This window comes from Bacteroides sp. RTP21281st1_H5_RTP21281_210402, from assembly GCF_040918965.1.
GTDB lineage: Bacteria > Bacteroidota > Bacteroidia > Bacteroidales > Bacteroidaceae > Bacteroides > Bacteroides congonensis.
Genome location: NZ_JBCOWR010000007.1, coordinates 339,831 through 361,608, shown reverse-complemented (window position 1 = coordinate 361,608; position 21,778 = coordinate 339,831). Strand labels below are relative to the sequence as shown.

The 21,778-nt window shown below is 43.9% G+C and carries 17 protein-coding genes; 14 read left to right on the top strand and 3 right to left on the bottom strand.

Going from position 1 to position 21,778, the window contains the following annotated elements:
• Positions 1–202 precede the first annotated feature (202 nt).
• The 5 genes from AB5443_RS13085 (at position 203) to AB5443_RS13065 (ending at position 7,891) form a co-directional block, all read left to right on the top strand.
• Positions 203–2,293: a BT4734/BF3469 family protein gene (locus AB5443_RS13085; RefSeq protein WP_368113682.1), complete on the top strand. Its 2,091-nt coding sequence runs from the start codon at positions 203–205 to the stop codon at positions 2,291–2,293.
• A gap of 420 nt (positions 2,294–2,713) precedes the next feature.
• Positions 2,714–4,549 (top strand): ABC transporter ATP-binding protein, encoded by a 1,836-nt coding sequence (locus tag AB5443_RS13080; protein ID WP_022136719.1) that lies wholly within the window; start codon positions 2,714–2,716, stop codon positions 4,547–4,549.
• 27 nt (positions 4,550–4,576) lie between these two features.
• On the top strand, positions 4,577–6,556 hold the full coding sequence (locus AB5443_RS13075; RefSeq protein WP_022136720.1) for an LTA synthase family protein: 1,980 nt from the start codon (positions 4,577–4,579) through the stop codon (positions 6,554–6,556).
• A gap of 7 nt (positions 6,557–6,563) precedes the next feature.
• The gene (locus tag AB5443_RS13070; RefSeq protein WP_022136721.1) at positions 6,564–6,944 is read left to right on the top strand and encodes a GtrA family protein; all 381 of its coding nucleotides are present in this window, start codon (positions 6,564–6,566) and stop codon (positions 6,942–6,944) included.
• On the top strand, positions 6,941–7,891 hold the full coding sequence (locus AB5443_RS13065; protein ID WP_022136722.1) for a glycosyltransferase family 2 protein: 951 nt from the start codon (positions 6,941–6,943) through the stop codon (positions 7,889–7,891). The genes AB5443_RS13070 and AB5443_RS13065 overlap by 4 nt, the downstream gene beginning before the upstream one ends.
• Before the next feature lie 59 nt (positions 7,892–7,950).
• Here AB5443_RS13065 and AB5443_RS13060 read toward each other — a convergent pair whose 3' ends face one another.
• Both AB5443_RS13060 and AB5443_RS13055 read right to left on the bottom strand, forming a co-directional pair.
• Complete coding sequence (locus AB5443_RS13060; RefSeq protein WP_073346856.1) at positions 7,951–9,651, bottom strand: glycosyltransferase family 39 protein; 1,701 nt, start codon at positions 9,649–9,651, stop codon at positions 7,951–7,953.
• Between the two features lie 81 nt (positions 9,652–9,732).
• Complete coding sequence (locus AB5443_RS13055; RefSeq protein WP_073346855.1) at positions 9,733–10,368, bottom strand: viroplasmin family protein; 636 nt, start codon at positions 10,366–10,368, stop codon at positions 9,733–9,735.
• A 141-nt stretch (positions 10,369–10,509) separates the two neighbouring features.
• Here AB5443_RS13055 and AB5443_RS13050 point away from each other — a divergent pair, with 141 nt between their 5' ends.
• The 9 genes from AB5443_RS13050 (at position 10,510) to AB5443_RS13010 (ending at position 21,175) form a co-directional block, all read left to right on the top strand.
• Positions 10,510–11,112 (top strand): nitroreductase family protein, encoded by a 603-nt coding sequence (locus AB5443_RS13050; protein WP_022136725.1) that lies wholly within the window; start codon positions 10,510–10,512, stop codon positions 11,110–11,112.
• Positions 11,113–11,152: 40 nt separating this feature from the next.
• The gene (locus AB5443_RS13045; protein ID WP_303005393.1) at positions 11,153–11,680 is read left to right on the top strand and encodes a shikimate kinase; all 528 of its coding nucleotides are present in this window, start codon (positions 11,153–11,155) and stop codon (positions 11,678–11,680) included.
• 231 nt (positions 11,681–11,911) lie between these two features.
• A complete protein-coding gene (locus AB5443_RS13040; RefSeq protein ID WP_368113680.1) occupies positions 11,912–14,413 on the top strand; it encodes a tetratricopeptide repeat protein in 2,502 nt (833 codons plus the stop codon).
• Positions 14,414–14,422: 9 nt separating this feature from the next.
• A complete protein-coding gene (locus tag AB5443_RS13035; protein ID WP_277131598.1) occupies positions 14,423–16,189 on the top strand; it encodes an HSP90 family protein in 1,767 nt (588 codons plus the stop codon).
• A gap of 15 nt (positions 16,190–16,204) precedes the next feature.
• Positions 16,205–17,275 (top strand): hypothetical protein, encoded by a 1,071-nt coding sequence (locus AB5443_RS13030; RefSeq protein WP_368113678.1) that lies wholly within the window; start codon positions 16,205–16,207, stop codon positions 17,273–17,275.
• 71 nt (positions 17,276–17,346) lie between these two features.
• Positions 17,347–19,239: a biosynthetic arginine decarboxylase gene (speA, locus tag AB5443_RS13025; RefSeq protein ID WP_022136730.1), complete on the top strand. Its 1,893-nt coding sequence runs from the start codon at positions 17,347–17,349 to the stop codon at positions 19,237–19,239.
• A gap of 122 nt (positions 19,240–19,361) precedes the next feature.
• Positions 19,362–20,135: an acetylglutamate kinase gene (gene argB / locus AB5443_RS13020; protein WP_073346849.1), complete on the top strand. Its 774-nt coding sequence runs from the start codon at positions 19,362–19,364 to the stop codon at positions 20,133–20,135.
• A 61-nt stretch (positions 20,136–20,196) separates the two neighbouring features.
• On the top strand, positions 20,197–20,706 hold the full coding sequence (locus AB5443_RS13015) for an RNA polymerase sigma factor (protein WP_044654420.1): 510 nt from the start codon (positions 20,197–20,199) through the stop codon (positions 20,704–20,706).
• On the top strand, positions 20,696–21,175 hold the full coding sequence (locus AB5443_RS13010; RefSeq protein ID WP_368113677.1) for a hypothetical protein: 480 nt from the start codon (positions 20,696–20,698) through the stop codon (positions 21,173–21,175). The genes AB5443_RS13015 and AB5443_RS13010 overlap by 11 nt, the downstream gene beginning before the upstream one ends.
• 191 nt (positions 21,176–21,366) lie before the next feature.
• On the opposite strand, the gene AB5443_RS13005 is transcribed toward AB5443_RS13010, so the two are convergent.
• Positions 21,367–21,702 (bottom strand): hypothetical protein, encoded by a 336-nt coding sequence (locus AB5443_RS13005; RefSeq protein WP_022136733.1) that lies wholly within the window; start codon positions 21,700–21,702, stop codon positions 21,367–21,369.
• Between the last annotated feature and the right edge of the window lie 76 nt (positions 21,703–21,778).

The window sequence follows — 21,778 nt, the reverse complement described above, 5'->3', positions numbered from 1 at the left end:
TTGATTTATAACTAAATAATAAAATATAAACAAGGCATATTTAAAAATAAAAAAGCACGGAATTTGACGAAGAACCAAAACTTTTCTAGTAGCGAAGATGGAATAAGTGCTTTTGGAATTTGTTTGTATGGAATAATTACAGTATATTTGTGTCGTAATAATCGCCCTACACAAAAACATGCAGGACAAACTAAAATAAGTAATGAGAATAACACAAATTAGAGACGACGGCAAAGTAAACACTCTGCGGACGTTAAAAATCGAACAGCTCGTAGAGCAGATGAAAGTGGAAACGAAAGCGCAACTCGTCTCGGCAATGAGGGAAGTCCTGCCTTATATACTTCCGGGTGACAAGAATGACTATGTACAGAAAGTGCCGAAGCTGCTTCCTGCAGCCGCCTTTGTTCGCAAGAACGGGATAATGACAATGGATGAGTACAACGGGATCGTGATGCTTCAGGTGAATAATCTGTCCGGACGTATGGAAGCGGATGAAGTGAAAGAACGCGTGAAGGAGCTGCCGCAGACTTATCTTGCTTTTAATGGCTCTTCCGATAAAACGGTAAAGATATGGGTGCGCTTCACCTATTCCAACGATCAGTTGCCGGTTGACCGCGAACAAGCGGAGCTTTTCCATGCGCATGCTTACCGGCTTGCCGTGAAGTTTTATCAACCTCAGCTTCCTTTCGACATCGAACTGAAAGAACCTTCACTGGAACAATATTGCCGTTTGACCTATGATCCGGATTTGTATTTCAATCCTGAAGCAATGCCTATTTATATGAAACAGCCGATGGCTATGCCGACAGAAATGACTTATCGCGAACAGGTGCAGACGGAGGCTTCACCCTTGCAACGGCTTGCGCCGGGATATGAGAGCCATCATGCGCTTTCTGTGCTTTTTGAGGCTGCTTTTGCGCGTGCGTTGGATGAGCAGGATGAGTATTTTCCGGGAAATGACATACATTCTTTGCTGGTTTGCCTGGCCGGACATTGTTTTCGTGCCGGTATTCCCGAAGAGGATACGGTGCGGTGGACGCGTGCCCATTATCGCTTGCCGGAAGATGATTTCCAGATTCGCGGGACGGTGCAGAATGTGTATCGCACCTGCAAGGGATTTGCGGGTAAGAGCAGCTTGTTGCCGGAGCAGTTGTTCGTGATGCAGATGGATGAGTTTATGAGACGGCGTTATGAGTTTCGTTTCAACCAGTTGACTTCGCAGGTGGAATGCCGGCAGCGGAACAGTTTCGATTTCTATTTTCGTCCGGTAGACAAGCGGTTGATGTCGAGCATTACCATGAACGCGCAGTATGAGGGGATTAAACTGTGGGACAAGGATGTGGTGCGTTATCTGAATTCTGACCGTGTACCGGTTTATCAGCCTGTTGAGGAGTTTCTTTATGAGCTTCCCCGTTGGAACGGTAAGGATTATATCGGTGACCTGGCCAGGCGGGTTCCCTGCGACAATCCCCATTGGGAGCAGTTATTCCGTCGTTGGTTCCTTGGTATGGTGGCGCATTGGCGCGGGCTTGGAAAAAATCATGCGAACAGCACTTCCCCTATATTGGTCGGTCCGCAGGCTTACAGGAAATCGACGTTCTGCCGCCTGATTCTTCCGCCATGCTTGCAGGCATATTATACGGATAGCATCGACTTCAGCCGGAAGCGGGATGCGGAGCTGTATCTGAACCGTTTCCTGCTGATTAATATGGATGAGTTTGACCAGATCGGTATCAATCAGCAGTCTTTTGTTAAACATATCCTGCAAAAGCCGGTTGTTAACACACGTCGTCCGAATGCTTCGGCAGTAGAGGAACTTCGCCGCTACGCCTCTTTCATCGGGACAAGTAACCATAAAGATTTGCTGACGGATACTTCCGGCAGCCGCCGATATATTGGCGTTGGGGTTACGGGAGTGATTGATGTGGTTCGCCCCATTGACTACGAACAGCTTTACGCGCAGGCGATGGTGGCGCTGTACCACAATGAACGGTATTGGTTTGATGAAAAGGAAGAAGCCATCCTGACGGAAGCCAATCAGGAGTTTGAGCAGTCGCCCGCCATAGAGCAGTTGTTCCTTGTGTATTACCGGGTTGCGGAAGATGAAGAGGAAGGAGAATGGATGCTTGCTGCGGATCTGTTACAGCGGATACAAAAGGCGAGTAAGATGAAATTCTCTCCGGGGCAGGTCAATTACTTTGGGCGTATCCTGCAAAGGTTGGGCGTGAAGTCGCACAGGAAGACGCACGGGATGTATTATCATGTGGTGGCTGTTACTCAAAAAGATAAATAATGCCTGATGGTTGTATAATCGTGTTTGGATTACTTAATAAAGTAATCCAAACATCCATAAAGGAATACGATTTTTATGTCCGTATTCTACATCGTCTATTGCCAGATAGCTTTATGTTGGAAAGTATAAAAATACGGCGATTTTAACTTTTTGAAAAGTGAAAATTGGCATTGATTTGGCTTTTTGAAAGGTGAAATCAATCGGCTTTATTGAAAAGAATACAACTTTTTTCGTAAACTTTGGGCGGATAAAATCGTATTTTATTATTTTATAATAATTATCATTACGTAATGAGTCGGGGGGATGGTAAGTCTGCCCAGAGATACTTTCCGATAAATCGCGTTAATAATTAGGTGAAACTGCTGTCAGTTAATCAGTTTTATTGTATCTTTGCGATCTTAACTCATTTTATCATAAATAATGAAGGAATTTCTACAACTGATGCGACGTTTTGTGTCGCCTTACAAAAAGTATATAGGATGGGCCGTGGTCCTCAATATATTGTCTGCCGTATTCAATATTTTTTCATTTACTTTATTAATTCCAATATTGAATATTTTATTCAAGACAGGAACGGGTGAAAATGTTTATGCCTTTATGGAATGGGGAAGTGCAGATGTAAAGGATGTTGTGGTAAATAATTTTTATTATTATGTTTCACAGATTATACAGTCATATGGAGCGTCAATGGCTTTGTTGTTTCTGGGATTATTCCTTGCATTTATGACATTGATGAAAACTTCGTGCTATTTTGCTTCTTCGGCTATAATGATTCCCTTACGTACAGGAGTGGTGCGTGATATTCGTATAAAAGTATATACAAAAGTTATGCATTTGCCATTAGGCTTTTTTTCAGAAGAACGAAAAGGAGATATAATAGCTCGTATGAGTGGCGATGTGAGTGAGGTGGAGAATTCTGTTACCAGCTCTTTGGATATGCTGTTGAAGAATCCGATATTAATCCTTTTTTATTTTACTACTTTATTGGTGACTAGTTGGCAGTTGACTTTGTTTACTATACTTGTATTACCGGGCATGGGATGGCTGATGGGAAAAGTAGGTAAACGTTTGAAAAGAGATTCACTTGAAGCACAAGAGAGATGGAGTGATACGATGTCTCAGTTGGAGGAAACTTTAGGAGGCTTACGTATTATAAAAGCATTCATCGCCGAGAATAAGATGATTGCGCGTTTTGTAAAATGTAGCAATGAATTACGTGATGCGACTAACAAAGTTGCCATACGGCAATCTTTGGCACATCCGATGAGTGAATTTTTAGGAACATTGTTGATTGTAATTGTGCTATGGTTTGGAGGCGCATTAATTTTGGGTGATAGTTCTTCTATCGATGCTTCGACTTTTATTTTTTATATGGTTATTTTGTATAGCATAATCAATCCATTGAAAGACTTTTCCAAGGCCGGGTATAGCATTCCGAAAGGGTTAGCGTCAATGGAGCGTGTAGACAAGATATTAAAAGCCGAGAATAAGATTAGAGAAATTCCGAACCCCAAAACATTAAAAGGACTTAATGATAAAATTGAATTTAGGGATATTACTTTTAGTTATGATGGTAAGCGGGAGATTTTGAAACATGTAAATCTGTCAGTTCCTAAGGGACAGACCATTGCTTTGGTAGGACAGTCGGGCTCTGGCAAATCAACATTGGTAGACTTGTTGCCGCGTTATCACGATGTGCAGGAGGGAGATATTACAATTGACGGGATGAGTATCCGCGATGTGCGTATTGCTGATTTACGTAGTTTGATCGGTAATGTAAATCAGGAGGCTATTCTGTTTAATGATACTTTCTTTAATAATATAGCTTTTGGTGTGGAGAATGCAACAATGGAACAAGTTGTCGAAGCTGCTAAAATAGCTAATGCGCATGATTTTATTATGGAAAAGCCTGAAGGATATAACATGAATATCGGTGATCGCGGTGGAAAATTGTCCGGCGGTCAGCGTCAACGTATCAGTATTGCCCGTGCGATTTTGAAGAATCCGCCGATTCTGATTCTTGATGAGGCTACTTCGGCTTTGGATACTGAATCGGAACGTTTGGTACAAGAAGCGTTAGAACGATTGATGAAGACACGTACGACAATTGCTATAGCTCATCGACTTTCTACTATTAAGAATGCAGATGAAATCTGCGTGTTGTATGAAGGAGAGATTGTAGAGCGTGGTAAGCATGAGGAATTGATAGAATTGAATGGCTATTACAAACGTTTGCATGATATGCAGCAATTATAATTAGGGCTTTTTTGAGTTGAGTTTAATATGAAAGAAATCTCTATAAAACGTTTTGGATGCTATATTTTATATCTGCTGTCAATACATGTAATAGCTCTCTTCATTTTTTTTGTTTTTCGATTTACGTTATTCTGTTCCGTTGATTATCAATTCCCGGCAGAAATAAAAAGTGATATTGTTTTGCAGTCTGTCGCTTTTCTTCGTGGACTTTGGTTTGACAATGTGGTAGCTTGCTATATCTTGTTGTTGCCTTTAGTGATATTATGGATAGCTGCTATTTGTAACTATACTGCTAAATGGTTATTCAAGGTGCTCACGGTTTATTTTATTTGTTTTTATTCGGTATCTTTTATTATCGCTGCTGCCAATATACCATATTTTGAGTATTTTTTCAAAACAATTAACTCTTCTATTTATAACTGGTTCAGCTATGTTGGAACAACAGCAGGAATGGTATTTAGTGAGTCTTCATATTATTTTCCCATATTCCTCGGTCTTTTGTCTATTGTAGCATTTGGATGGGGAGCTTCTTTTCTTGCATCTTATTTCTATTGCCAGGCAGGAAAGACAGTGCCAAGGACAAATTGGCTAAGTCGGATAGTTGTGCTAGTGGCAGGTGCAGTTTGTGTCGGTCTTTGCATGTTCGGTATTCGTGGACGCATGGGATACAATCCGATAAAAGTAAGTCAGGCATATTATTGTGAAGATCCGTTTTTGAATCAGTTGGGTGTCAATCCCGTTTTTAATCTGTTGACAAGCACATTGGATGATAACCGGAAAGAAAACCGGATCTTACATCTGATGTCCGAGAAGGATGCTTTGTCAAAAGTGCAAAAATATCTGAAGAGGAAGGGGATTGCCAAACTGTCTCCAATAGCACGTAGAATAGAATGTGAAGAGGCTCCTAACCGTAAAAATGTGGTTTTAGTCTTTATGGAGTCTATGTCTGCCAATCTAATGGGAACTTTCGGTTCGGATAAGAAGCTGACTCCTTATTTGGATAGCCTTTATCAGCAGTCTTTGAGTTTCAGCCATTTTTATTCGTCCGGTATTCATACTAATCATGGCATTTATTCCACTCTTTATGCTTTCCCGGCTATTATGAAACGGAATGCGATGAAGGGATCGGTTATTCCAGTTTATTCAGGACTGCCTACTGTGTTGCGTGAGAATGGGTATTGTAATTTGTTCTTTATGACTCATGAGTCGCAGTATGACAATATGAACGCTTTTCTTCGTACGAATGGGTTTGATGAAATTTATGCTCAGGAGAATTATCCTTCAGAGAAAGTAGTGAATAGCTTTGGTGTACAGGATGACTTTATGTATCAGTATGCACTTACTGTTTTGAATGAAAAAGCTAAGGATGGAAATCCATTCTTCAGTGTGTTGCTATCTATCAGTAATCACCCTCCTTATGTGATTCCACCTTATTTCCAACCACATAGTGATGTGTTGGAAGAACAGATTGTAGAATATGCAGATTGGTCTATCAGACAGTTTATGCAGGCTGCGAGGAAACAGCCATGGTTCGATAATACGATTTTTGTATTCTTGGGTGATCATGGGAAAATGGTGGGAACTCCTGAATGTGAAATGCCCCAGTCTTATAATCATATTCCTTTGATGATTAACGGGGAAGGTATAGAGGCGGGGGTGCATGATGGGTTCTGCGGTCAAGTAGATGTGTCTCCTACAATATTGGGACTCTTGAATATAAGTTACCTGCAAAATAATTTTGGTGTTAATTTGTTGGAAGAAGAACGTCCTTGCATGTTCTTTACGGCTGATAATTTGATAGGAGCAAGAGATTCAGTGAATATGTTTATTTATTCACCGGATAGTCAGCAGGAATTCAGATATACGCTAAAGGATAGTAAGCTTCATCCGGTTGATAATGGAGCTCCTTTTCAAGATTTGAAAGACTATTGCTTTTCCATGTTGCAAAGTGCGGAATATCTGGTAAAAGAACATAAGACATTGGATAAAATTCCTGTCAAAAAATAGAAGTTTTATGAATACAAAACCGTTGGTTAAGGAAATTATACGTTTTGGAGTGGTTGGTGTGGTGGCTACAGTACTGCATTACGGGATTTATTATTTCCTGAAGGCGATTACCAATGTGAATGTAGCTTATGCGATTGGATATGTAATTAGTTTTATCGTGAACTTTTATCTGACTTCGTATTTTACTTTCGGAACGAACCCTTCGTGGAAGAAACTGGCAGGAATGGGCGGAGCACATTTGATAAATTTCTTGTTGCATATGATTTTACTGAATATTTTCTTATATTTGGGCTTTTCCAAGACATGGGCTCCTGTTCCGGTATTTGCGATAGTGATTCCCGTGAATTTCCTGTTGGTGCGGTTTGTATTTAAACATAAAAAGCTATGAATGGCGTGAGACTTGTGATTGTAGTTCCTTGTTATAACGAGGAAGAGGTATTGAAAGAGACGACTCGTCAACTGTCTGATGTCCTTGCTCGAATGGAGAAGGAAGAGAAGATAGCTGAAGGAAAGATATTGTATGTAGACGACGGGAGTAGGGACCTTACCTGGTCACTGATAGAGCAATTGTCCGAATCGAACAGATACGTGGCCGGTCTGAAGCTGGCACACAACGTCGGTCATCAACAGGCTCTCTGGGCGGGACTGGAGCTGGTGGCGGGCAGTGATTATGACGCTGCCGTATCTATTGATGCCGATTTGCAGGACGATGTGAATGCCATTACAGAGATGGTGGATTATTTTTTGCAGGGTGTCGATGTTGTATTCGGTGTGAGACGGGAACGCAAGACAGATACTTTCTTCAAGAAACATACTGCGCAACTTTTTTATAAGCTGATGAGCACGATGGGCGGGGAAATCGTTTATAACCATGCGGATTTCCGCCTGATGAGCAAACGTTCCTTGAAAGCATTGGTTTCTTTTCCGGAACGCAACCTTTTCCTTCGGGGGATGGTGTGCCTGTTGGGGTATACCACTGCGTCTGTATACTATGACCGTAAAGAGCGTTTTGCCGGTGAGTCTAAATATCCATTCACGAAGATGCTGAACTTTGCGCTGGACGGTATCACTTCTTTCTCTGTCAAACCGTTGCGGCTGATTACAACTTCGGGGCTTATCTTTATGCTGGTTTCTTTCTTTGCTATCATCTACGCTTTGGTAGAGTTTATCGGCGGGGATGTTATCAGGGGGTGGACTTCGTTGTTGATTTCCGTGTGGTTTATCGGCGGAGCCATCCTGACGGCTGTTGGTATTATCGGTGAGTATATCGGCAAAATATATAAGGAAGTAAAACGCCGTCCGCGTTATCTGATAGAAAAAGAAGTAAACCTGTAAGGGTTTACTTCTTTCCGATAGTATCACGGTTCTGATATTCTTATTTTTCCGGTCTGCTTTTATTCTTTCTCTTTGAAGCGGTACAGGTAGATTATGTCGCGGATATCACATCCTCTTTTCGGACTTTGGTATACTTCTTCGAAAGAGTATCGTGACTCATATTTGGGCTTGAAGCTCTCGAAATCATGCCGGCCTACCAACAGGTATCCCTCTGACGGCATCTCCTTTTCAAACAGGCCTATCCGGTCGTTGTGATAGAAGTTGACAGTGTAGAAACGCAGCATATCTACGGCTACATAAGAGTATATCTTACTGCCGGAAGCTATTTTCTGAATTTCTGTTGCCATTCCTTTGTCTGACTTGGTGTTCAGTATGGCAGGTTGGTAAGCGCCGTCTAAAGACATGAAGATCGAGAATGTTACGAAAAGCGTGGCATATACCAGTTTCATGTCCGGTGCTTTCTTCCTGATTGCACGGAAAAAGTAGATGGCGCCGAGCAAAGGAAGACATATCACTAGGATATGGGCGGCATTGAGGGATATATTCTTCAGAGCATTTAAGAAAGCGATGTTTTCAGCGGCATGTCTGCCGTGGAAGATTGTATCGGGTATTAATCCCAGTTGGATGGTAATGAATGTGGCCAGGAGAAGAATGCCGGCGACAGACAGGAATCCGCCATATACTTTGATGGCTTTTGAATGCCTTCCAGCCAAATACATGATATATTCTGCCAAAAAATAGGCTATAAACGGATAGATGGGCAATAGATAGACGCTGCGTTTGCTCTTCGGGATGCAGTAGAATACGAAGATAAGCACGATGCTTAATAAGGAGAAAAGGCGTGTGTTGTCCATTTCACGAATATAGGTCGTGAATTTGTTCCACCATTCACGAGGTTTGGCAGTCACTTTGGTATAAGTCAGTGTAAAGAGAGAAAGCAGAACCAATAACGTATAGGGTGCATAGCCCGATACAACGGTGATGATGTTATAGTAAGCCGGGTTCTCGTGAGATTCATAACTCATTTTTCCCATGAAACGCCCGAAGTTCTCTTCCATGACCAGTGAGATGAAATTGTCTCCACCCTGCTGATAGGCGGCAATATACCAGATGGCGGGCAGGATGCATGAGGTGATGGCAACCAATGCCATAGAGAAGAAGGCTTTGAAGAAACGGGTACCTCGCAAAAGCAAGTAGACTCCGGTCACCAGACAGGGAAGAAGGATTCCGACCGGGCCTTTGGTAAGTGTGGCGCAGCCCATCAATAGCGTAGCCACCCATGGAAAACCTCTTCGGTCTTTTTCGCACCATCGGTAAAGCTGGTATAATGCAAGGACTATGAAAGCAGTCAGTACCATGTCTACACGGCAGTTCATTCCGGCACGATGTACCTCGAAGTTGCTGAGAGTGATGAGTCCCATGAGCAGGGCGATACCGGCTCCCCTGCGTTTGGCATAGAATAAGAATCCACCCAAGACCATGGCTATCAGGGCCAGGGCGGAGGGCATACGGGAAGTATATTCGGTCACTTTGCCTGTAATAGAAGAGATGGCGGCAATACACCAATGAAAGAATGGCGGCTTGTAGGCGATATCTCCACCGTTGTTGACGGGCAGAATCCAGTTGCCGGTTTCAATCATTGAGTATGAAACGATGGCTTCACGAGGCTCTCCTTTTGTGTGGAAATCGGTCAGCCCTAAAAAGGGGAGAAGGGTGATGACACAAACAATGGCCAGAAGGATAAATTGCTTATTTTTCATATGTTTATAATATGTGTTAGATATAGAAACTTTCAGTGCTCAAAGATAGGAATATATTTGAGTGAATTTGGTCTGATATTCTTATTTTCTACCGAAATCAGCCGGAATCTCTCCCCACTCTTTCGTTTCCCATTTCAGGATACGGGTGGTGTAGGTGTTTTCTCTCAGCCATTTTTCCGCCCGTTCTATCACGAGGAAGAGTTCTTCTGTCTCTGCGGTGCGGGGAAGTTTGGTCTTGCACTTCTTTTGGCGTACCCAACTGATGGCGTTGACGCTGTCACTGTAGATAGGCATATCGAATCCTTTTTGTTTCAGCAGGGCCAGTCCGTGGACGATGGCCAGGAATTCGCCGATATTGTTTGTCCCTTTCATCGGGCCGAAGTGGAAAATTTGTTGTCGGCTGGCAACGTGCACGCCGCGATATTCCATCGGGCCGGGATTGCCGCTGCAAGCGGCGTCGACCGCGAGGCTGTTGTCAATCACGCAGGCCGGCAATGTGTCCGAAGCGGTTTTGGGAGTGTTTGATTTGGCTTTTGCGTTTTTGCCTATATAGGCGTAGGGAGATGTGCTGAGTGCCCGTTCGGCTTCCTCACGGGTATCGAATGATTTGTATTTGGCGGCTTCGTATCCTTTGATTTGAAGCTGGCAATCCGTCCAGGAAGTGTAAATCCCGGGCGTGACGCCTTCCCATACTACGTAGAACTTCTGTTTAGCCATTTTTTTTGACGGTGAATTAAATAAGGTCAATGAATTGACGGTGCGAAGGTACAAATATATTCTCTAACTGAACAAGTTAGGGGAGCTACTTGTTATAAAAAAAAGAGAGTTTAAGAATATAAAATAAAGAAAGGAACTATTATGGAGAAATCTTTTAGCGAGGCTTTAAAACAACGTCGGACTTACTATTCAATTACTAATCAGTCGCCTATACCGGATCAGGAGATAGAGTGCATCATCAATATGACAGTGCGCCACGTGCCGTCTGCATTCAATTCGCAGTCTACACGCGTAGTACTGTTGTTGGGAGAATCTCACAAGAAATTGTGGCAGATTGTGAAGGATGCATTGAAGAAAATCGTGCCGGCCGAGGCTTTCGCGAAGACAGAAGAGAAAATAGATAATTCATTTGCCTGCGGGTATGGAACCGTATTGTTCTTTGAAGACCAGAATGTGGTCAAAGGACTTCAGGAAGCTTTCCCGTCTTATCAGGCGAATTTTCCGGGATGGTCATTGCAGACTTCGGCGATGCATCAGCTTGCTATTTGGGTAATGCTTGAGGATGTAGGCTTCGGAGCGTCGCTGCAACATTATAATCCGTTGATTGACGAGGCTGTGCGCCGTGAATGGAATTTGCCGGAACACTGGCATCTGATTGCGGAAATGCCGTTCGGGCTTCCTGTGGGAAAACCGGGTGAAAAAGAATTCCAACCGTTGGAAGAACGGGTGAAAGTTTTCAAATAATGAATTAAATGACTAATTTTGCTCACAAAATTAGTCATTTATGGTTCGTATCTTCCTTACCGGCTATATGGGTGCCGGAAAAACGACATTGGGCAAGGCTTTTGCCCGTCAGATGAATATATCGTTCATTGATTTGGACTGGTATATTGAAGAGCGTTTTCACAAAACTGTAGGAGAATTATTTACCGAACGAGGCGAGACAGGATTCAGGGAACTGGAAAGAAGCATGCTCCACGAAGTAGCCGAGTTTGAGAATGTGGTAATTTCTACGGGAGGTGGAGCGCCTTGTTTTTTTGATAATATGGAGTTTATGAACCGGGTAGGGAAGACGGTTTTTCTCGATGTGCATCCCGATGTGTTGTTCAGGCGCTTGCGTGTGGCCAAACAACAACGTCCTATTCTTCAGGGGAAAGAGGATGACGAACTGAAAGCGTTCATTGTTCAGGCATTGGAAAAACGGTCGTCTTTTTATCATCAGGCGCAATATATCTTCAATGCGGACGAGTTGGAAGACCGTTGGCAGATTGATGCTTCTGTTCAACGTTTGCAACAGCTTTTAGATTTGTAATAATAGAACTTATTAGTAGGAAATAAGCACGGATTACACGGATTTCACGGTTTTTTGAGATATGGTTGTATAAGGCAACAGTGAAATCCGTGTAATTCGTGCCTAATTTGTATTCCGGACTTTATCTTTTTTGACTCTCTTGTTTGTTCATTCGGTCAATATTTGTACCTTGCCGCTCGTTACGAGATTTTTTGTTTACTATTATTATAAAAACTAAGGTAAGGCAATATCATGAAAACATTAAAAGAGAATTTTGAGAGATTATCTGCTGAGATTAAGACTTCAGGGAAGCCTGCCGCTGCATGGTTTCCGCAATACACGACGACTTCATTACTAAATGCTGAAAACTGGTGGGAAGCATTGGCTGTGTGCGAATATGCTTTGGATACCCGGGAAGACGAGACACTGACGGAAGATTTCTTCGAACTGATATTCAGTGCGTTTGACTGTAATGTCGAGGTCGGTCTCAACGAAGAGGAATACGAGTTCTGGTGGGAGAAGGTGATGCAGGTATGCGACCGCGTGGCTGTGTTCAGCGGTGCGGGATGGGCGCAGAAAGGTGCCCAGTATTCCGAAGCCCGTTACGGTAAGAGGGATATGAGTTATTTGTTCCCTTACTACGAAAAAGCTGCCGATATGGGGTGGGCGGAAGCGGAAGCAACCGTTGCCTATTGGAAATTTATGGGATTTTATTGCGAACAGGATAAGGAGGAAGGCGAACGTCGTTTTGCGGCTCTGTCTTCTCCCGAAGCTCTGCTATGGGGAAAGCATTATCGCGCGTTTGCCGAAGAATTCACTGGCAATAAGGAGAAAGCCTTGCAGATGCGTAAGGAATTGTTGGAAGAGTTGCCTAAAGGGCATCGCTTGCGCGCACATACCTATGCTGCGCTAGGAGACGCGCTCGACCGGGAAGAAGGTGGTGTGGCGGAAGAAGCCGCTTATTATGAGAAATCCTTAGAGATAGTGCCGAATCTATATACTCTTAAGAATCTGGGTACACTTTATTTCCGTTATCCGGAACTGAATAAACCGAAAGAACTGGGCTTTGAACTTTGGGAAAAGGCCTGGCATGCCGGTGTATGGTCTGCTGCTAACTTTCTGGGATACAATTATCAGGAAGAAGAGTGGCTGGACATGCCTAAAGCGATTGAATGGCTGGAGAAAGGAATGCTCTATTGCGAGTTGTACAGTGCGTATGAGTTGGCGTTGATTTACTTATACAATGATGACTATAAGAATGTGGAACGCGGGCTGATGTGTCTTGAACGTTGCGTGGAAGGTGATTATATAGCAGGTATTGAGGGACTGGCAAACGTTTACTTCAACGGTGACTTGGTGGAAGAGGATATGAACCGTGCGAAGGAGTTGCTGGAGAAGGCGATTGAACTGGGTTCGGGAAATGCGGCCTATCGCTTGGGATGGATGTATGAGCGTGGTTTATTGTCCGAAGAACCGGATTATGCCAAAGCGATGGAATATTATGAGAAAGCGGCTTCGATGGATAATGTCGACGGATATTGCCGGGCGGCGCTTTATCTGGCTAATGGGTATAGCGGTGTGAAGGATGCCGTGAAATCAAGAGAATATTATGAAAAGGCGGCTGAAATGGGCTCCTGCTTCGCCATGATAGAATTGTCGTTCTTGTACGAGAACGGTGACGGAGTGGAGAAGAGTTATGAAAAGACTTACGAACTTTGTACGAAGGCTGCCGGTGAGGGTTATCCTTATGCGATGTTCCGTGTAGGGCTTTATCTGGAAAAAGGTGTTCTTGGCGAGGCACGGCCGGAAGAAGCTTTGGGTTGGTATGCAAAAGCTGCTGAAGCGGAGGATACGGATGCGCTTTTCGCGTTGGGACGTTGCTATAAGCATGGTATCGGTACGGAAGAAGACTACGATAAGGCGCTTGAGTGCTTCTCCAAAGGAGCGGAAAAGAATGAATCCCGTTGTCTGACAGAGTTGGGACTGGCTTATGAAAATGCTACCGGAGTGGAAGAAAATCCGCAGAAGGCCGTGGAATATATGACCCAAGCCGCGGAACAGGACTATGGATATGCCCAGTTCAAAATGGGTGACTATTATTTCTTTGGTTACGGTTCGTGCATGGAAGATAATAAGAAGGCGGTAGAATGGTATGAGAAGGCAGTTGCTAACGAGATTCCAATGGCTATGATACGTATGGGTGAGTATTATCTGTATGACTACGACAGGCTGAATGAATCGGAAAAGGCTTTCTCTTATTTCAAAAAGGCGGCTGATGAATATGAATGGTACAGCGAAGGGCTGGGTATCTGCTACGAGATGGGTATCGGAGTGGAAGATAACGAGACGGAAGCCTTTAAATATTATACACTGGCTGCGGATAGCGGAAATGTGACGAGTATGTATCGCGTCGGGCTTTGCTATTACAACGGAGTGGGTGTGAAGGAGAATTATGCCGAAGCTTATCGTTGGTTTACGGATGCGGCCGGTAACGAAAACATCGGTGCTACTTATTATCTCGGCAAGATGCTGATGTATGGCGAAGGCTGTACGCCCGACCCGGAAACGGCTGTGCAATGGCTGATGAAAGCTGCGGAAAAAAATAACGATAAAGCACAATTTGAGCTTGGAAACGCCTATCTGATGGGAAATGGCGTGGATGAAAATGATGAAACAGCTATGGAGTGGTTTGAGAAGGCGGCTGAAAATGGTAATGAAAAAGCGCTGAAAATCACCGGAAGAAGGAGAAAATAGAAGAGAAAAATGGAGAAAGAAGGGAATAATTTGTTCCAGGTCAACCTGAAAGGGATGATTGCCCTGTTGTCGGAACATATTTATAGTAATCCGAATACTTTTGTCCGGGAGTTGTTGCAGAATTGCGTGGATGCTATCACGGCGCTACGCAATATTGACGAGAATTATGCAGGCCGCATTGATGTCTTTCTGAATGATGACAAAACGGTGATATTCCGCGACAATGGAGTCGGGCTGAAAGAGGAAGAAGTACATCGTTTTCTTACTATTATCGGAGAAAGTTCGAAACGGGATACGCCCGATTCGGATGATTTTATAGGCAGGTTCGGTATCGGACTGCTGTCTTGTTTTGTGGTGACCAATGAGATTCTGGTGGAGAGCCGTTCGGCGATGGGCGGACAGGCTGTCCGCTGGTGTGGAAAAGTGGACGGCACATACGAGTTGACTTTGTCTGATGAGGAACAGCCTATCGGTTCACAAGTGGTGCTGCATCCCAAGAGTGACTGGATGCATCTTTTTGAATACGAGATGTTCAAAAAGATACTGGTCAATTATGGCGAGGTACTGCCTTATCCTATTTATCTGCATTATCAGGGTGAAGAGGAGTTGGTGAATACGCCGTCGCCTGTCTGGCTCGATCCGAAAGCGACCCGCAAGGAATTGCTCGACTATGGGGCAAAGACTTTCCAGTCGTCCGCCCTCGATGCTTTCAGGATACGTACCGAAAGCGGCCGGGTGGAAGGTGTACTTTATATTCTGCCTTTCCGTACGCAGTTTTCCGTGCGCAATTCGCATAAGGTATATCTGAAACGTATGTTGTTGAGTGAGGACGATTGCAATTTGTTGCCGCCGTGGGCTTTCTTTATCCGTTGCCTGGTGAATGCGGACGGGTTGTTGTCTACCGCTTCGCGGGAGTCTTTGGTGAGCAATGATTTGCTGAAGGATGCCCGGAAAGAGATTGGGGTGGCTATCAAGGATTATTTGCGGGGATTGGTGCAGAATAATCGTGAAGTGTTTAATAAGATTCTGGATGTTCATCACTTCCATATTAAGGCGATTGCTTCGGAAGATAATGAATTGCTCCGTTTGTTTATGGATTATCTTCCTTTCGAGACGAATAAAGGATTCCGTACTTTCGGGAGTATCCGTTCGGCGGGCAATGTGATATGCTATACCCGTAATCTGGAAGACTTCCGGCAGGTGCGGCGTATCGCCGGGGCACAGGGATGGTTGGTGGTGAATGCTGCTTATACCTTTGATGAAACGTTGCTGAAAAAGTATGTCCGCCTGAATTCGGAACTGACGCTGGATGAAATATCTCCTTCACGGCTGTTGGAGCAGTTTGGCGAGGTGGAAACCAATAAAGAGTTTCAGGATTTTGAGACGAAAGCGAATGAGCTGCTGAAGCGCTTCGGTTGCGTCTGTCGTCTGAAGCATTTCACACCGGCGGATATTCCGGTGATATTCGTGGCGGAGGAGAAGGGAAATACGGTGAAGAGTGCCAATAATCCGCTGGCGGCTGTGCTGGGTTCGGTGAATACTGCCAGGCAGATTCCCCCTACATTGACGTTCAATGCGGATAATGAGATGGTGCGGACGCTGTTGCAGATACAAGGCGACAATAAGATGTTCAGGCACGTGGTGCATATACTGTATGTGCAGTCGCTCCTTCAGGGAAAATATCCGGTGAACAGCGAGGAAATGGAACTCTTTAACCATTCGCTTAGCGAATTGATGACTGCGAAAATGAATGATTTTATTAACTTCCTGAATTAATTGAAAGAAAAGAATATGAGATACACACTTGAGATACAAAAACTGCTGTTGCAGACTCAAAATGAGAGCTTGCGCCCCCGTGAGAAAGCAAACTTGCTGAAAGAAGCGATACGCATAGCGGATGATAATGAGGATGTGGAATGGGCTACGGAGATGCGCCTTGACCTTATTTATGAATTGAATCTTCTTTCGGCGGATGCTGAAGAGATTGCAGTGTTTTCCAAAATCCTGGATGATTATGAGAATCACAAGGATATTATTAAGGAAGATGATTTGTTGTGGAAATACAAGTGGATATGGGCTTGTACATTCGACTTGCCGGACATTCCGATGGAACAGGTGAAGGCGGTTGGAGAGGATTACAAGATGCGTATCTTGAGAAATGGATATTCCCTGCGGAGCTATTACCACCGTTGGTCGGTGGAATGTGTCTGGATGCGGCAGTATGACAAGGCGAAAGAGTATATCGACAAGATGCTGGCGGAGAAGATTGACGACCAGTCATGCGAGGCTTGCGAATTGAACTTCATGCTGGATTATTATTTGGAAACAGGTCGGTTTGATGAGGCTTATAGCCGGGCACAGCCGTTGATTACCAGACAGGTGACTTGCTACGAAGCGAATCTGCGTGCTTTTCTGAAACTATCTTATTATGCACTGAAAGCCGGTAAGCCGGAAATAGCCGCCGATATGTGTGCCCGTGCCGAAGAAGGACTGGCAGGAAGAGAAAAGGATGAATATTTATTGTCATATATGGGACTATTTGTTGCCTATAATATGATGACAAAGCCGGAAAGAGGTTGGGAGTATGTCGAGCGTTGCATAGACTGGAGCCTTCGCAGCAACTCGCTGAAGAAATATCGTTTCTCCTGTGATATGGTAGAGACGATGAAACATGCAGACCGTCAGGAAGTCCGGTTATCTTTGCCGGAAGAATTTCCTCTTTATCGTGCGGATGGGGTTTACGCTGTCTCTGAGCTGCGTGATTATTTCTATCAGCAGGCTGCGGAACTGGCACAGCGGTATGATGTCCGTAACGGAAATAGCGGATATACAGACCGATTGAAAGAAATTGTGTCCAATTAATTGGCAACATGTAGATTAATCTGTATTTTTGCCGTCCAATTATTTACTAAAAAACACTGAATCACTGAAAAATGAGAAAATGGCGTATTGAAGATTCGGAGGAACTCTACAACATCACTGGTTGGGGTACCTCGTACTTTAGTATTAATGACAAAGGTCATGTTGTTGTTACACCGCGTAGAGACGGAGTGACTGTCGATTTGAAAGAGTTGGTCGATGAGTTACAACTGCGGGATGTGGCATCTCCCATGCTGTTGCGTTTTCCGGATATTCTGGACAACCGTATCGAAAAGATGTCGTCTTGTTTCAAACAGGCGGCGGAAGAATATGGTTATAAGGCCGAGAATTTTATTATTTATCCGATTAAGGTCAACCAGATGCGCCCCGTGGTGGAAGAGATTATCAGCCACGGAAAGAAGTTCAATCTCGGACTGGAAGCCGGTTCCAAACCGGAACTCCATGCGGTGATTGCTGTCAATACGGACTCTGACTCATTGATTGTCTGCAACGGTTATAAGGACGAAAGTTATATTGAACTGGCTTTGCTTGCACAGAAGATGGGTAAACGTATCTTCCTTGTCGTAGAGAAAATGAATGAATTGAAGCTGATTGCCAAGATGGCGAAGCAGTTGAATGTACAGCCGAATATCGGTATCCGCATCAAACTGGCTTCTTCCGGTAGTGGCAAGTGGGAAGAATCGGGTGGCGATGCCAGCAAATTCGGGCTGACATCCAGTGAGCTTCTCGAAGCGCTCGATTTTCTCGATAGCAAAGGGATGAAGGATTGCCTGAAGCTGATTCATTTCCATATCGGTAGCCAGGTGACGAAGATTCGTCGTATCAAGACTGCTTTGCGTGAAGCGTCACAGTTCTATGTGCAGCTTCATTCGATGGGATTTAAAGTGGAGTTTGTCGATATTGGCGGCGGTCTGGGCGTTGATTATGACGGAACCCGTTCGTCAAACAGTGAAGGAAGCGTGAATTATTCCATTCAGGAATATGTGAACGACTCTATTTCTACGTTAGTGGACGTGAGTGATAAAAATGGTATCCCGCATCCGAATATCATCACTGAAAGTGGGCGTGCATTGACTGCGCATCACTCGGTGCTTATCTTTGAAGTGCTCGAAACGGCTACTTTGCCGGAATGGGACGACGAAGAGGAAATTGCTCCGGATGCGCATGAACTGGTGCAGGAATTATATGGTATCTGGGATTCGCTGAATCAGAACAAGATGTTGGAAGCATGGCATGATGCACAGCAGATTAGGGAAGAAGCATTGGATTTGTTCAGTCATGGAATCGTGGACTTGAAAACACGCGCTCAGATTGAGCGTCTGTATTGGTCTATCACGCGTGAGATTAACCAGATTGCCAGTGGTTTGAAGCATGCGCCGGATGAATTCCGTGGATTGTCCAAGTTGTTGGCGGATAAGTATTTCTGCAACTTTTCGTTGTTCCAGTCACTTCCTGACTCTTGGGCGATTGACCAGATTTTCCCGATTATGCCTATTCAGCGATTGGATGAAAAACCGGAGCGCTCGGCTACCTTGCAGGATATTACCTGTGACTCGGACGGTAAGATTGCCAACTTTATCTCTACACGCAACGTGGCTCATTATCTGCCTGTACATAGCTTGAAGAAAACAGAACCTTATTATCTGGCTGTTTTCCTGGTAGGGGCTTATCAGGAAATTTTGGGTGATATGCATAATTTGTTCGGTGATACGAATGCCGTGCATGTTTCCGTGAATGAGAAAGGATATAATATAGAACAGATTATTGATGGAGAAACGGTAGCGGAAGTACTGGATTATGTACAGTACAATCCAAAGAAACTGGTGCGTACGCTCGAAACTTGGGTGACGAAATCGGTGAAAGAGGGTAAGATTTCTCTGGAAGAGGGAAAAGAGTTCCTTTCCAACTACCGTTCGGGACTTTACGGATATACTTACTTAGAATAGAATTAGGCACGGATTACACGAATTTCACGGTAGCTTCGCATAATTGAATGTTTGCTTTGCGTTCTCACACAACTAAAACCGTGAAATCCGTGTAATCCGTGCTTGAATTAAAGATATAAGAAATGAGAGAAAAACTAACAGTAATTAAGGTGGGTGGCAAAATCGTAGAAGAGGACGCCACCCTTCGTCAGTTGTTAAATGACTTTGCCGCTATCGACGGGCATAAAGTGCTGGTTCACGGTGGTGGTCGTTCGGCTACAAAGATTGCCGCACAACTGGGTATTGAAAGTAAAATGGTAAACGGGCGTCGTATCACTGATGCGGAGACTTTGAAAGTGGTGACAATGGTGTATGGCGGCTTGGTGAATAAGAGTATTGTGGCCGGGCTACAGGCTCGTGGAGTCAATGCGCTGGGACTGACCGGAGCGGATATGAATGTAATCCGTTCGGTGAAACGTCCTGTGAAAGAGGTGGACTACGGCTTTGTCGGTGATGTGGAAAAGGTAGATGCTACTTTGTTGTCTGACTTGATACATAAAGGTGTAGTTCCGGTGATGGCACCGTTGACCCATGACGGGCAGGGAAACATGCTGAACACCAATGCAGATACCATTGCCGGAGAGACGGCAAAGGCTTTATCGGCCTTGTTTGATGTGACTTTGGTATATTGCTTCGAGAAGAAGGGCGTGCTGCGTGACGAGAACGATGACGATAGTGTGATTCCGCAGATTACCCGTGCCGAATTCGAACAATACGTAGCCGACGGCGTTATTCAAGGTGGTATGATTCCAAAGTTGGAGAACTCTTTTGAAGCAATAAATGCGGGAGTGTCTGAAGTGATAATTACCTTAGCGTCAGCGATTAACGACAACGGTGGAACAAGAATAAAAAAATAATTCAAAAAAAAGTAGTGGGCAACTGTAACTTTTCATATCCTAGCCCGTCATTATTATAGAGATGCAAGAAATCAGCTTCCGAAACGATATTTTGCCACTGAAGGATAAACTCTTTCGACTGGCGCTCCGAATTACCCTGGATAGGGCTGAAGCCGAGGATGTCGTTCAGGACACCATGATAAGAGTGTGGAACAAGCGTGATGAGTGGTCGCAATTTGAATCGGTCGAAGCCTATTGCCTGATAGTGGCAAAGAATTTGGCGATAGACCGGAGTCAGAAGAAAGAAGCCCAGAACGTGGAACTCACCCCCGAAATGGAGGAAGAACCTGATGCAAACAGTCCGTATGACCAGATGGTGCATGATGAAAGAATGAACATCATCAATAGACTGGTCAACGAACTTCCCGAAAAACAGCGGCTTATCATGCAACTGAGGGACATTGAAGGTGAAAGCTATAAAAAAATTGCAGCCCTGCTGAATCTGACAGAGGAACAGGTTAAAGTGAACCTCTTCAGAGCCAGGCAAAAGGTAAAACAAAGGTATTTAGAAATTGACGAATATGGATTATAAGGATATAGAACAGCTCCTGGAGCGATACTGGCAATGCGAAACTTCCATCGAGGAAGAAGCTACATTGCGCGACTTCTTCTCAAAAGAAGATGTACCGGCTCATTTGCTTCGCTATAAGAACTTGTTTGTTTATCAGCAGGTTCAGCAGGGAGTAGGACTGGGCGAAGACTTTGACGCTCGTATTCTGGCAGAGGTGGAGCCTGTGGTCGTAAAAGCAAAACGCTTGACACTGACCGGCCGTTTCGTTCCTCTGTTCAAGGCCGCTGCCGTAATTGCAATCATCCTTTCGTTGGGGAATGTTGCACAACATTCTTTCTCCGGTGATGACGGAAGTGTATTGGCAACGGATACCATTGGTAAACAAGTAACAGCACCGTCGGTCGCTATCTCGAATGATACGAAAGCCGATCAGGTACTCGCTGACAGTTTGGCGAGGATTAACCACAAGGTGCAGGTTATAAACGAATAGACATTTTCATTTGCTTTAAACATATAATATAGTTAGTGTGCTTAATTAAAACAACAACGAAAGCGAAACTGTGAAGTTTTCAATTCTCTCAAATTTTTATAATGAAACTAACTAAATAAATGGGCTACCGCGTGATGCAGTAGCCCTTTTATGTTTTTTTTGCGAGCATTGAGTCTGATGTCTCTTTTCTTTTAGAATTTTGTATCCTTCTTCTTTTTAGCTTTATAATAATAGTATGGAATTAGAAGACCTGCTTGCAGGAGTATCGCGATTATGATAAATATGACTTTCCAATTACTCATTGAACCATAATTTTTTATAATAGCATAAACAATCATGCTGGGAACATAAAGTATTATCAAAGCTTCTTTTAAAACTGGATTTTTAAAATTAAAGATAGTAATCAGCATACTTGTTAGATATAATGCTAAGGTTATTATCAATCCAGTTATTTCTCCCTGAATGCCCCAACCGAGAAATCCCCAAAAGGAACTGTAAAGTACTAATACTGAAAAATACCATTTCATTGTTTTATATTTTAAGATTTAACATCCTGTCATTGTTTCAATTGAATAGTAACAAACTTGCTTTAAAATTTCCTGT